Annotated in this window: 12 protein-coding genes; 1 reads left to right on the top strand and 11 read right to left on the bottom strand. The window is 57.2% G+C overall.

What is annotated here, in order from left to right; all coding sequences use genetic code 11:
* Positions 1-29: 29 nt before the first annotated feature.
* The 5 genes from H8K04_13385 to H8K04_13365 all read right to left on the bottom strand — a co-directional run bounded on the left by H8K04_13385 (position 30) and on the right by H8K04_13365 (position 5,107).
* A complete protein-coding gene (locus H8K04_13385) occupies positions 30-257 on the bottom strand; it encodes a hypothetical protein (protein ID UVT14825.1) in 228 nt (75 codons plus the stop codon).
* Positions 258-477: 220 nt separating this feature from the next.
* Positions 478-1,452 carry a VTT domain-containing protein gene (locus H8K04_13380; protein ID UVT17977.1) on the bottom strand — a complete coding sequence of 325 codons (975 nt, stop codon included), beginning with the start codon at positions 1,450-1,452 and terminating at the stop codon, positions 478-480.
* Positions 1,453-1,456: 4 nt separating this feature from the next.
* The gene (locus H8K04_13375; protein ID UVT14824.1) at positions 1,457-2,005 is read right to left on the bottom strand and encodes a thioredoxin domain-containing protein; all 549 of its coding nucleotides are present in this window, start codon (positions 2,003-2,005) and stop codon (positions 1,457-1,459) included.
* Between the two features lie 10 nt (positions 2,006-2,015).
* Positions 2,016-3,674, bottom strand: coding sequence for an FAD-dependent oxidoreductase (locus tag H8K04_13370; protein ID UVT14823.1), 1,659 nt, complete (start codon positions 3,672-3,674; stop codon positions 2,016-2,018).
* Between the two features lie 2 nt (positions 3,675-3,676).
* On the bottom strand, positions 3,677-5,107 hold the full coding sequence (locus H8K04_13365) for a cyclic nucleotide-binding domain-containing protein (protein ID UVT14822.1): 1,431 nt from the start codon (positions 5,105-5,107) through the stop codon (positions 3,677-3,679).
* 189 nt (positions 5,108-5,296) lie between these two features.
* Here H8K04_13365 and H8K04_13360 point away from each other — a divergent pair, with 189 nt between their 5' ends.
* On the top strand, positions 5,297-5,734 hold the full coding sequence (locus H8K04_13360) for a DUF5069 domain-containing protein (GenBank protein UVT14821.1): 438 nt from the start codon (positions 5,297-5,299) through the stop codon (positions 5,732-5,734).
* A 41-nt stretch (positions 5,735-5,775) separates the two neighbouring features.
* Here the strand turns inward: H8K04_13360 and H8K04_13355 are convergent, their stop codons facing one another.
* From H8K04_13355 to H8K04_13330, 6 genes are all read right to left on the bottom strand, one after another.
* On the bottom strand, positions 5,776-6,438 hold the full coding sequence (locus H8K04_13355) for a hypothetical protein (protein ID UVT14820.1): 663 nt from the start codon (positions 6,436-6,438) through the stop codon (positions 5,776-5,778).
* Positions 6,439-6,685: 247 nt separating this feature from the next.
* On the bottom strand, positions 6,686-7,117 hold the full coding sequence (locus H8K04_13350; GenBank protein UVT14819.1) for a hypothetical protein: 432 nt from the start codon (positions 7,115-7,117) through the stop codon (positions 6,686-6,688).
* A 201-nt stretch (positions 7,118-7,318) separates the two neighbouring features.
* The gene (locus H8K04_13345) at positions 7,319-8,128 is read right to left on the bottom strand and encodes a CHAP domain-containing protein (GenBank protein UVT14818.1); all 810 of its coding nucleotides are present in this window, start codon (positions 8,126-8,128) and stop codon (positions 7,319-7,321) included.
* A 24-nt stretch (positions 8,129-8,152) separates the two neighbouring features.
* Positions 8,153-9,712 carry an AAA family ATPase gene (locus H8K04_13340; GenBank protein UVT14817.1) on the bottom strand — a complete coding sequence of 520 codons (1,560 nt, stop codon included), beginning with the start codon at positions 9,710-9,712 and terminating at the stop codon, positions 8,153-8,155.
* Between the two features lie 57 nt (positions 9,713-9,769).
* Entirely contained in the window at positions 9,770-11,302 is a 1,533-nt protein-coding gene (locus tag H8K04_13335; GenBank protein ID UVT14816.1) for a hypothetical protein, read from the bottom strand.
* 88 nt (positions 11,303-11,390) lie between these two features.
* The gene (locus H8K04_13330; protein ID UVT14815.1) at positions 11,391-12,950 is read right to left on the bottom strand and encodes a hypothetical protein; all 1,560 of its coding nucleotides are present in this window, start codon (positions 12,948-12,950) and stop codon (positions 11,391-11,393) included.
* Between the last annotated feature and the right edge of the window lie 507 nt (positions 12,951-13,457).

The following is a 13,457-nucleotide window of genomic DNA, read 5'->3' as shown; positions in this document are numbered from 1 at the left end:
AGTGCAAGGCTGAGAGCCGAACGCGCCGGCTAACGTTTTCTCGCCAGTTCGGTGCCCTCTCGTTGCGCCAATCTCTTTAACAACGCTTGTCCTCTCCTCGTTCCGCTGCCGAGCAAGCCGGCCTGCCGATTCTTACGTCGTGGGCGCCACCCGTCAAACAACTTCCAGCTTGGAGAGCGACGTGTCGCGCGAAGGGCCTGAGTCACAGGAAGATCGGCAGGATAAATTGGCCGTCCATCGTCTTCCGACAACGTCATGGTGTGACCTCCTTGTGAAGGCGCCACAATGACATTCTGGCGTTAAACGCGAATTACGCCGATGTTACAGGGGCGTGACAAAAGGTGAGCGCGCATTGAGGTTATCGATGAATCCGTGATCCAGGAGAAGTGAGGTGAGAGTCCGATAAGGAAGAGCCTCGCGGGTGACGGGACGCGGACGTTACAGCGATGAGGCAAAACCATTGGCGGAACAATCTGATCAGGTTTGTATTTCCGCAGTCACCACGATGCCGACTCTGGAATTGTCCATCTCGAGTGGATAGGCCAACTCACGCCAGGCGTCGATGCCGCCCACGAGCGGCCGGACACGGGTCACCCCTTTTCGTCTCAGCATCAATGCCATCCTCGCGGACGTCGCTTCGTTTGGACAGGCGCAGAACAAAATGACGTCCCGGTCCCGTGGGATGTCGTCATGGCGTTGCTCGAGCTCTTCGGCGGAGATGCGCAAGGCGCCCGGGATGGTATAGGGGTCGGCTACATGGTCCTCGATGCCTCGCAAATCCACGACGGATAACGGATGGCCATCGTCCATGAGTTGCTTGAGCTCGGCTGGGCTGATGCGAGCCACTCGCAGTTCCCGCAGCAGTTTTTGCCGGTGGAGATATTTATAGAGCACATATCCGCCGAGGCTTATAGCCAGCAGGAGTCCCGCTGTTTCCCCGAGCCGCATCACCTGCTCGGCCACGTAGGTGATCTGTTCGCTGAGGGCATAACCGAGAGAAAGAAAGAGAAAGCTCCAGAGCAGCGATCCGGCTCCGTTAAAGAGCAAAAATCGTCCGATCGAAACTTTGAAGAGGCCGGCCAGTGCGGGCGCGAGAGTGCTCAACCCCGGGATGAACTTGGCCACGATCAGCGCGCGGATCCCGTGCCTGACAAAGAGATTCTCCGTGCGTCTGACACAGGCGTCAGGCTCAAGCGCAATTCGGCACAACAGGCTGAGGGTTTGCCGCCCCCGATGGAGGCCCAGTTCGAACCAGACCATATCGCCCAGCAGGCACGCGGCGACCGACAGGCCGGTCAGCACGGCGAGATGCGCTTGCCCGTCCGCTGCGACGGCTCCGGCGGCGAGCAAAACCGGGATGGCGGGGATTGGAAAACCGATCTGCTCGGCGAGGACGGTCAGGAACACCACGAGCTCGATGTGAGAAAGCAGAAATTCGAGCGCCTGTTCCATGGCGTTAGGCCGACGCACCGAGCGCTTCGCGGATGGCGACCGACAACGCCTGCACGTCGTCCGCTCCATCCTGCCGATGGCCGTTGACAAAAAACGTCGGCGTTCCCGTCACTTCGTGCTGATGACCCGAGGCCGCGTCCGTGCGCACGCGGTCGAGATAGCGATGTTGCCGTAGGGCTTCGCCGAATCGAGTTCTATCGAGTTCAAGCTGACCCGCGTACCTCATCAGATCGCTGTATTCAAGTTCCCATTGGTGAGCAAACAACATGGCATACATCGGCCAAAACTTCCCTTGTGCGGCGGCTGCTTCCGCGGCCTCGGCGGCCTGTACGGCATGAGGATGCTTGTGTGCCAGCGGAAAGTGCCGGAACACGAATTGGAGATCGTGACCGAACTCACGCTGCAGTGCCTGAATCGTCGTGATCGCTTGCCGGCTATAGGGGCATTCGAAGTCGCCGTATTCCACGAGCGTGACCCGAGCCGCACTATCTCCCTCCACATGATCGTGTTCTGTGATGACGAAGGCCGGAGCATGCACACGGTCCTTGGCCATGGCGCCCCCTCTAAACTTCATCCAGATAGCGCTCGATCATCTTTTCTGCGATCGTGCCTTCACCGACACCGGATGCGACCCGCTTGATCGAGCCATGTCGCGCATCGCCTGCCACGAAGATTCCCGGCACGCTGGATTCGAATAGGTATGGCGTTCGGTCGAGCGGCCAGGTCGGGGGCAAACAGCCGTCCCGCACTAAATCCGGACCGGATAAGATAAACCCGTGTTCATCGCGGAGGATGCTTTCTCCCAGCCAGTCGGTATGCGGTTGGGCGCCGATGAGAATGAACAGAGACTGCGCCGGCACCGTACGGCAGTCTTTGGTTTTGGCATGTCGGAGAACCAGCGACTCAAGCCGGGACGTGCCTTGTACCTCGGTCACCTCCACGCTGGTTTCGACGAGGATGTTCGGCGTTTCCTTGAGGCGCTCGATCAAGTAATAAGACATTGTGGCGGTCAGTGAGTCGCCACGGACCAGCATCGTTACCTGACGGGCATGGCGCGCAAAGTAGACGGCCGCCTGGCCGGCCGAATTCGCGCCGCCGATGATATAGACATCTTCCCCCTTTGAGGCGAACGCTTCTGTCATCCCGGCACCATAATAGATCCCTGCACCGGTCAGTTGAGCCATTCCCGGTACGTTCAGCGTCCGATAGGAAACACCCGTCGTAATCAGCACGGTTTTTCCGCTCAGCTCGCTGCCATCGGCAAGCGTGACGATCCGCGCAGGGCCGGCCACACGCACACTGACAGCTTCCTGCGGATTCAGTAATTCGACGCCGAATCGCTGTGCTTGCGTCAAGGCGCGTCGCGAGAGATCTTGGCCGCTGAGACCGGCTGGGAAGCCCAGGTAGTTCTCAATTCGGGAGCTCATGCCGGCCTGTCCACCCGGCGCTTCACGTTCGATGAGCACTGTCTTGAGTCCTTCGGATCCACCGTAGACGGCAGCAGCTAACCCGGCCGGTCCGGCTCCAATGACGATGAGGTCGTATAACGGTTGTTCAGCTTTCATCCGAAAGCCGACTTTTTCTGCCACCTGAAACGTGGTCGGTTGAATCATGAACGATCCGTCTGCGAACAGGACTACCGGGAGTTGATCATGGCCGGCGTGGACGGACTGAAGCAAAGGCTCCGCTTCTGCCTCTTTCTCGACATCCAGCCATTGATAAGGGACCTGATTTCTCGCCAGGAATTCCTTGATCTGATGGGTGTGAGGCGACCAGCGGTGTCCCAGCACCCGGATTCCTTGGAACGGGGCCTTGAACGATCCATGCCAGTCGTCCAAGAGGTCGTCGAGGACCGGATACAAGCGTTCCTCCGGAGGATGCCATGGCTTCAGTAAATAGTAATCGACTTGTGCGTCATTAATGGCTCGAATGGCGGCATCCGTATCGGCATAGGCGGTCAACAAGGCCCGCTTCGCGTTGGGATAGAGCGGGAGGGCTTGCGCGAGAAACTCGACGCCGGTCATCTGGGGCATTCGCTGATCCACCAAGAAGAGAGCGACGGTCTCATTCCGGAGCTTGAGCCGTTCCAGGGAAGCGAGCGCCTCTGCCCCGGACTCAGCTCGGAGGACGCGGTACTGCTCGCCATAGTTGCGCCGGAGGTCGCGCTCGACCGCACGCGAGACTTCGGGATCATCATCCACCGTGATAAGGACGGGTTTCATGGTCAGGCCTTTTCTCTGGGCGGCTCGTACGGCCCCGAGGGGGATGCAGACGGTTTGCGTGTCATCGGCAAGCGGACGAGGAATACCGTCTGTCCCGGCTTCGATTCGAATTCGATCTCTCCTCCATGGCGGTCCGCCACGATGCGATAGCTGATGATCAACCCGAGGCCGGTCCCTTTCCCAACGCCTTTCGTCGTGAAGAACGGCTCAAAGAGGTGAGGCCGAACATCCTCCGGGATGCCTGGTCCATTATCGTGGATCTCCACAAGCAGTTGATGATCCTCCCGCCGCGTGCGGATCTTCACGTTCCCTCGTCCGCTCACTGCGTCGGTCGCGTTGTCGATGAGATTCGTCCACACTTGATTCAGCTCGTTTCCGTACGCGGGAATGGGGGGAAGCGAGCGGTCGTACTCGCGCTCCAGCGTGACGCCTTTCAGCTTATGGGTCAGCATGGTCAGCGTGCTCTCGAGCCCTTCGTGGATATCGATATTCTGCAGGGGGGCGCGGCCTTCGTACGAATAGGCCTTCACCGCGTTCACCAATTCCGCGATGCGGCTTGTGCTCCGTTCGACCTGTTGAGTCAATTCCTGTAGCGACAAGGTTCCTGTGACCCATCTCAATACGTCGCCGATCGCTTCCTCGGGAAACTGCTTGCTGATCCCCTCGAGCCAGGAGCGATCAAGTCCGGCGCCGACCAATGTGCTGGCGAGTTTCCAGGCATCGGCGATGCGGTGCCGTTCAAGCCACGTCAGGACCTCCTCCTCTCGATCGTTCCGGGTGAGGGGATCCAACGGCGTCGTGGGATGAGGATGTGACGCGATGTCGCGCTGAATTTGCGCGACCGTTTCGGACTGTGCCGTTGAGAGTTGCCGTTGGTTCAGACGACAGGCGAGAGCCGGGAATCCGCCCGCGACGGTGAGCAAGTCGGCGGCGGCCCGGTGTGCGGCGGCGGCCGGATTGTTCAGTTCATGGGCGAGGCCGGCCGCCATGGTCCCAAGCGAGACGAGCTTTTCCCGTTGCTGTGAAAATCCTTCCAGTCCTCTGACCCGTGCTGCCATGGTTCGTAAGATTTCCTTCGCGACCGAGGGGCACAGGCGCATCAATGACCAGAACTGCTCCTTTGAATATCGCAAGAGCCGGCATGGGGTTCGCGTCTGGGCGTCGACGAAGTAGGGGATATCCAACAGTAACGATACTTCACCGAAAAACTTTCCGGGCGTATGGACCGCCATCACCACTTCTTGGCTGCCATAGGTCTTACTGACGCGAATCTCTCCTTCGAGAATGACATAAAAAGCGGTTGCGGAGTCCCCCTCCCTGGCGATGATCTCACCCGCCGGTACCTGTAGCCCCTCGCCTTGTTCGAGACAGGTAGTCTCCTCTGGGGTAAGGCCGGCGAACAAGGGGAGTTTTTGTAGATCAGCTGGATTCATGTGGTTCTCACGACCCTTTCAGCGGGGTGGATCGGAAGATTGAGACTCCGGTAAGGTATGCCGTTACGAATATCAGGTCAATGGACTTCGGCAAGACACAGGAAGCGTCAAGGGGAGGGGCAATCTGACTAGACTTTACGGGTTTCCTATTTGTATGGTGCTGCAATCGTCAAATCGGAGAACTGATCGATGCCCCATGAAACGTATCCCCGCAGCCCGAAAGCTCTTCTCGGCGGCATCGCCCACTTGGGGCGATTTATCGACAAGATTCGTCTACGCAACGCCGGGCAAATTCAGGATTACAACTACATCACGGTTGGGTTCGATAAATATTTGACCGATTTTCTGGGCATCGACGCGAAAGTATTTGAGCAGCAGGTGTTAGCCGGTGGGACGGATGATGAGTTGCTCGCCTGGGTCCAGGCCAACGGCCGCAAGCGCTCCCATCAGGAAATTGCGCAATGGTCTGAAGAGCTGCTGGCTTCCTGTCCGAAGGATGAGGCGGCTCGTCGGCGACTTGAAGGCCGCTTGAAGGATATTGCGACCAAGCGTGGTGTGCCGGTTGAATCCCTTCCACCTATTACCACGTGGGCTGAGGTTATCGAACTTGATGAAGAGCGCTTGTGAGGTGGAGAACATTCGTCATGACCGAGGGAATAGACGAGTCTTTACCTCATCTCCACCCATCCGCCCGTTTGCGAACGAAACGTCAAGTGTCGAGCTGAGGTGCGAACCATCGCGGCGTCGTTGGTCTGGTCGATCGCTTGCACCTGTTCGTTCGCCGTCCAACGCACAGTGAAGAATCCTCCCGTGAAAGCGGAAAAAGCCAGGGCTCGCTCGGAGGTAATCACGATAACCACATGGCCTCGACCCTGCACTTGCTTCACGAGTTCGTTCGGTCCCAGCGCCTCGCTGAACCAATGACCTCGGCTTTCCTGAAACCCATGAACTTGCCGGCTGGTCTGAACGACGAGCAGGCGCGGCAGCACATGATGCCGCTCGACCTGTTCCTCGACACCCAACTGCACCTCGGTCCATCGGCGTAATCCTGAAGAAAAGCCCAAGAGTCTGCGGGACGTCTGTGCAAAGCCTGCTGGTCCTCGGGCCGCGGTCGCAACGATTGTTTCGTTGACTCCCAAGGCTTCCTCAACAGGACTTCCTCCCCCCGGCAAGGCAACGATTCTGTCTTTTATGATGGTGACGAGGACGTCGACAGACCGACCTTCGGCGAAAGCCGAATGAGGGGAGAGAAGAAGAACAAGCGCTAGAGCAAGCATCGGTCGGGGTGTGAGGAACGTCATCTTCTTTCTTATTGAGTGTGCTGTGCTCATGCTCCTTATCAGGTAAGGGGCAGACCTACCTATCCCTCCGGGAAGTCGATCGAATGGAGGAGGCGCTTTTGCCAGATTGTAGCAATTTTGCTCCATCGCTTTATCAGAGAATTGAGAGAGGGGGAACAACGTGGCTCAGTGCCGGCAGGGTGAACGCGACAACAGGAAAGGCGACTTGCTCAGTGTACCAGGGCGGCCCTGATGAGCCGGCCGCCCTCATTTTCGTGACTTGGAGTGGTGATGGGGTCTACAGCGATGGCAGCGTGAGCAACTTCTTCATTTCGCAGTGAGCGAGAACGACGTCGGGGGCGCGCTGCAGCGCTTCATAATAGCTCCGCTCGTACCCGTCGCCCATTTCCGATGGGCGAATCAACGCGCGCACCTCGGTCAACAGCATGGCGACATCGTCCACCGTCAGCCGCTCGCCTCCATCCAGCAACTCGTCGATGCGAACGACCATGTTGGAAAGCGGATGCAGCCACGTAAACCACGGATCGTTCATCACCAGTTGTAGGAGTTGGCCCGTGGAGTCCACGCGCCCATAGATCCGCTCATAGGTCAGCTGCTCCGCTACGATCAACGCCTTATGCAGGCCCAGCAGACCATGCCGAACATCCGTGAGAGTTCGACGGAGCGGGTTAGTTTCTCGGACATGTGTTTGTTTCGATGAGGTAGCCATAGAATAATCTTACCAGGTCAATGGAAGAAATGGGACTCAGTGCCGGTCCTCATATGGTTGACGTCTCGATATGTCCCTTATCGGATACCAGGCGCTTGTTCTGTAGTGGTGAGACAGACCATCGTGCTGTTTCTCATCGGCTGGCAAATCCTGGCCTTTTCCGTGGAGTTTGGTTGTCATAACACGGTCAGGCGATTGGCGTCATCGTTCGGATGCAGCCGAGACAGAAGCCCGCTGCCTGCTCTGATTCCGGGTGAAGGTGTCGTCCAAGGATATGTTTCGCTGAGGATCTAAGAGGCTTCCATAGAATGAAAAAAGCTCGCCGGTCAGTCGAGCCGTATTGTCGGCGTCGGTTGGGTGTTTCCGCCGTATGTAGTCGTTCAATACGCGTCCGTCGGCGGTCTTGTGAATATGAGGTTGACTCAGATTCATTCGGTAGCGCGCGATCGCGTCGGCGACTCGACTGATGAAGACCACGGTGCCGTCGTGGTCCAAGTGTTCGACGACGCCTACATGGGTCAGCGGATCGTTCAACCTACCGTCCCCATTGAAATCCCATGTGTTATCGAAGAATACGAGGTCGCCCGGGTGGACGTCCGATCCTTGATGCACAACACCATATTGACGCACGTGATTGTAGATAAGCCGGACGCCATTCCCTTTGGGATCATCGATAGGTCCACGATACAGATCGATGCCATGTTCCAGGAAGATCGCGCGTGCGACTCCGGCGCAGTCATAGGCGATGCGCCTGCCTTGGCTTGTGATGGTTCGTGCGCCGACCAGTCTTGCAGCGGACTGAACGATGGCGGATCGGCTGGGAAGCGACGCTCTTAGAAGAGGGAGGTGATGCTCCGGCTCCGGGGCCTGCACGACCGGAGTTTGAGCCAATACGGGTGATTCCGGCAGCGCAACCCTATCCGCCGGTGTCGATGGCTCAAAGGCGTTCCGGTCCGGCCTCTGGGCCGGCTTGGTGCATCCCATCAGGGTGGCTATCGCGATTGTGGTCATGATGAACAGGAATCGCATTTACGGTTACCGCACGTTTACGAATCGGTCTTTGGCCGTCTGTCGGAGCGCATCGATGTCTTCACGCCTGGTGACGGAGAGCGGGATGGTGTGGGTCAATTCTTCGACCAGCAGGTCGGTTGTGAGCGGCGTTTTCTGATGGAGAGCCCGATAGAGAGCCGCCACCACTGCCTGCTCGATTTCCGAACCGCTGAAACCATCGCTGGCGCTGACAATCTTGCCGAGGTCGAACATCTTACTGTCTTGCTTGCGCAGGCCGAGGTGGATTGTCCAGATGGCCTCGCGCTCTGCATCGTCCGGCAAGTCGACGAAAAAGATTTCATCGAACCGGCCCTTGCGAAGGAGTTCGGGCGGCAGCGAGGATAGGTCATTGGCCGTGGCGACGACGAACACATCTTGCTTCTTTTCCTGCAGCCAGGTGAGGAAGGCGCCGAAGAGTCGGCGGCTCAAGCCCGCGTCGGCTTCGCCGCTGCCTCCACCGGCCACCATGGCCTTCTCGATTTCATCGATCCACAGGACGATCGGTGACAAGGATTCCGCCATCTCAATCGCCTTGTGGAAATTCTTTTCCGATTCGCCGACGAACTTGTCGAACAGCCGACCTGCGTCGAGTTTCAGGAGCGGGAGCTTCCATTCCCGTGCGATCGCCTTCGCGGCAAGCGACTTGCCGCAGCCCGGCACGCCGACCAGCATGATGCCGCGAGGGGGTGTGAGGTTGAGCGATTTGGCTTCGGCGGAAAATCCGACTCGGGCGCGTTCCAACCAGGACTTCAGATTGGTGAATCCTCCCAACTCAAACCGATTGTCCTCCAAAGGATAATATTCCAATAAGCCGCCATCCTTGATTGCCTGAACCTTACGCTTGAGGATGGTCTGTACATCCTCGGCAGAAAGGGTCCCACGCTCGACGATGCATTGCGCGATGACTTGCCGCGCTTGATGGAGGGTCAAGCCCTGTAAGGCACGGAGGATCGCGTCAGCCTCCTGGGTTGTAGGTCCCTTGTCGGCTGCCTTGGCTTCGCTGATCGAACTGAGGATGCTTTGTGCGAGAGTCGTTGAACGGGCGCGGGGAAGGGTTCGAGGGCCCAGGGATTGAAGGAGACCGCGCAGCATCGACCGCAGTTCCTCTCGATCAGGCAGCTTCAGATCGAGCCTCACGGCAAGTTTTTCAAGATCCAACGGCAGCGAAATCGGTTGGCCGGTGAGCACACAGGTTGCACGAGATCGGCTGTATGCCGCCGCGACCTCCCGAAGCTGGCGGCACACGGCGGCGTCTTGGAGGTGCGGCGCGAGATCCTTCAGCCAGAACACCGCCTCCACGGTGAGGCCGTGGAGATGTTGAAGGACCGCCAACGGAGTGGCGGTCAGCTTGCTGAGAGTCGGGGCCTCATCGGCACGGGTGAGCCCTCTCGTGATGGACCACTCGAAGAGCGGCATGCGCTCTTGTGCCGTGACTGATTGGAGCAAGGCCAGAACCCGTTCCTCCTCCACCGTTTCGATGACGACAAGGGGGTGGGAGGAACGGATCAAGGTACGAAGATCGTGCACGCTGGTCGACAAAGCCATGGCGTGGAAATGCTAGCACGAGGTATCGGCCGAGCCAAGGAAACCGGTGAATTGGGTCTATTCCCATTGCAGCGTCGGATCGGGATTCGGGCACAGCGGGAGACGCTTGCACACGATCCCCAAAATCCACACTTCGTCTTTCTCAAACGGCATCTGAACCTGAGGTGGTGGCGGCGGGAGGGTGACCGCCGGAGCCGGTAATATCGTGAAACCGTGTCCTTGCATCCTTTGAAAGGCGACACCACTGTGCACGGAGCTGCCAGGTGGAAGCTGGGTAGGTTCAGCGTCCATATCAACCCTTCCCAACCGGGCCGGTCTCGATGCAGCTGCTATTCGTGCTGTCCTCACAGCCATGGGAGCGGCTGCCGGCGTCATCATCATGATGGGAGGAGAAGTTTGCACTGCGCTCTTCAGCATGAAGGCTTGCCCAGATGGAGAGACGGCTGGCGATGCTGCGAGTCTGAAGGTTGCAAAGGACACAGCCGGAGAGGTTTTCAGTAAGGTCATGGCGTGCTGGTTTTTCGGTGATTGTGGCTTGAGTGTGATCGCAAGATTCCGCGCGAACACAACCGCGACCGTATAGGCAGAACAGTCGCCGGAGGCGGGCGTTTGGCCGTTCGAAAGGATTTTGCCGGAATCGTAGAATTTCCAGAACCGTGCCCTGAATACTTCGGGGGCAAACCAGGCTCGAGTAATGACCGCCGAGCTGATTTCGAGAGAGAGTGATTCAATGTCCAGATCGATATGGTCGGTTGCGAGAAGTTTGCGGATTTCAGGGGGCGCGGCTTGCGCGAGCCCTTCCACTTCATTTTCGCTCAGCGTCAATGTGGTCCATGCCGGAGAGTCCAGAACATTCGACGGAGCGAATCCACAGGGGAAAAACTCTTGAGCCGACGACGCGTCAGTGAGCTTATCCAAGCCGGGCATGCACTGTCTGGCCCATTCATCCCAGATGACAGACGGAGAACTGCCGACGTATTGTTCATACGTGTGTCTCGCGCTTTCGTACTGATTGCGGTATCCCTTTACGGCCCATTCGTTCTCGAGGTCTGCAACCTTTCTTCGTAGCGCGGGCTCTTCAATCTCCTTCCAGCGTTGAATCGCCGCCGCATCGGTTGTGTATGTGGCTTCGATCTCCTTGTTCTTGTAAGCTTCTTGCGCGGTAAACCACGCGTCGCGATATTGCTTGTAGGCGACCGTTGCAAGGGAATCGGACCAGGAACCGTCCGGAACCACCTGATAGAGAAATTGAAAGGCTTTTTGATAGGTGGCTTCCTCGTCAGCGGTACGAGCCCTCGTGCCCAGGGCTAATTTGACTCCATCGGCGTTGCCACGGAGCACATCCTGATAGGTGGTGGACAGGGTTACAGACCGTGTCAGGTCCAGCATGGAGGAAGTGGGAAGACAGTCCATGATGCGGGAAAACTCGGCAAGCTTGATCAAGCGCTCGGCCGTCAACATGCCTGTCATGAAACTCAATTCATCTTTCTTGTAGGAGAGGCTGGAACTGGGGAAGGCAAGATAGGTGTCTTCCGTCTCGAACATCAGTTTGGCCTTGTTCATCAAGGCAAGCGATACGACCGGGTCCATATATCCCTCCGTTGGAGTCCACCCCTCCAACAGGGAGGGGTGGACTCCTTTCATAGGTTTATGCGCACGAAAGAATTCGGATCTGCCCCTAGACCCATTGAGTTATCGTGGGAAGCGGATCCGGACATTTCGGGAGAATGTGACACTTGAAGCCGATGACTTGCATCCCATCGACTTTCATCGTTTGCCCGTCCCAGTGATAATTGGAGTGGCTGCTACTTTTACCTTTCTGGTAGCTGCCCCCGATGGCGAACGGTCCATATCCGACGAACCCACCCCCCCCGATGCTGCTCTTGGTAAATTCGCTCATTCCGCTGGAATTGCTCATGCTGAGCTCCAAATCTTTGACACAGATCATCGTCGTCGGGTAGGCAGGGATCATTCCCGTCGGAGGCTTACCACCGTCGCTGATCACCTGACCTTTCGCTTCAAGATTGTTCTGATCGAAGCGCCAAGCTTTGCTCGAGAGAAATGCGGACTTGAGCCATGGACGAACGATCGGCACCTGAGTGATGGAAAATGACAATCGGAAACTTGAGTTGTCGAAGCCGCCCTGATAGTGACTCTTGCTGCCTCCCGCACTGCCGCCGATCGAGAACAGCCCGATGTTGAAGCCGCCACCGGCCGACCACTTGCTGTGGGACGATTGTGAATACCGGGAAATATCCGTAGAACCGAAGGAAAACTGCGTCCACCCCGAAGCCTTCACGAAGTTACCCGGCACCACCGACGTGTAATAGAAATCCGAGCCCGAGGCTAAACCGGTCAATTTTGCCCTTTCCAACGTATCTCGGTATTCCGCCTTCAGCAACGTCATGTCACGCTGCATGACCTGATCGATAAAGGCCGCGATCGCTTCATAGTCGTTCTTATAACCGTTGGCGACCCAGTCGTTCATGGCGGCGCGCACTCTATTGCGAAGCGTGCTAGCGTTAATGGCCCAATAGTGAACCGACTTCGGATTGTCGCCTGCAAGCGCGTCGATCCGGCGGGCGTTGTATTCCAGTGCGGCATCTTCATACGCTTTGAGCTTCTCGTTATACAGCACCACCAATGCACTCGGCTCGAGTACCTCCGTTTCGCTGTCATCAATGAGATTCTTCTTGATTTTCTTCTCGCTCAAGAGCGCTCTGAATTTCTCGATCTTCTTCTTCGTTTCCTCGGGCAGTTCGGTTTGCATCACCTGGCTCATCCGAAGAGCGTACTCGTAACGATCTGAAAGAGATCCTTCGTTGTTCATGACATTCAGTTTCGCGAAGCGATCGTCGATTCCCGACACATCCGGTACAAAATCCACGAGCCGTGCGAAATTCTCGGCCTGCATGTAGAGCTTCCCGACATCTTGAGCCAGCAGTTTGTCCATCAATTCAGGGGTCAGCGTCGGGGAAGCCGGCGCAGGTTGCCCTTCACCGCCCGGCTGTGCCGTCACTCCCGGAGTCGCAAGCTCCGCTAAGGCCTCTTTTTTCACGACTCCGGTCAGACCCTGGGACAGAAACTCAAAATCGCCCGACTCGAAAGGGATTCCTGGCGTGCACCAGGTGAAGAAGTTGTCCTCCGATTTGGGGACGGTCTCATCTCCATTGGTTAACACGTCATACAGTTTCCCCATGATGGAATTAGCGAGTTGGCTCGGCAATACGTCTCCCATGATGTTCCTCCCTGTAAGTTGGTGAATGAAGAGCCAGCGAATTCTGGCTTCACTAGTTCATGCCGCGCCCGTCCGCAAACATCATGCCGAGGCTGTGTGGTCTATCGGAGATTCGAGAGAGAAAGGCACACCTATAAAAATCAAAAGAGGCCCGAGTCGATGTGGAGTTCAAGCGGGAGCGCGAAGACTGAGCGCATGCGCAGAGGCCGGTCTCAGTTCCGACATGAAGTCGTGAGAGGAAAACTGAAATACGTAGATGAACTAGGTGTCCGTCATCGAAGCGCACGAGTGGTCACACACGTGAGAATACGTATCCTATTCGATACGACTTGTATCGGCTTTGATACGTCCGACACGTTTCGAAAAGTGTGCAGAATATCAACCATGATGCAAAGAGACGTGCAGGATCGAGCCATCTATTCCTAGCCGAGTTGTTCAGCCGAACCTCGTGTTTGCGAGAGGGAATAGGTTTTGCCTATGCGCATGAGTAACGCCGATTCTCCCGGT

This window comes from Nitrospira sp. (genome assembly GCA_024760525.1).
Taxonomy (GTDB): domain Bacteria; phylum Nitrospirota; class Nitrospiria; order Nitrospirales; family Nitrospiraceae; genus Nitrospira_D.
The sequence above is the reverse complement of the archived record's forward strand: the minus strand, read 5'-3'. Positions and strand labels throughout refer to the sequence as shown.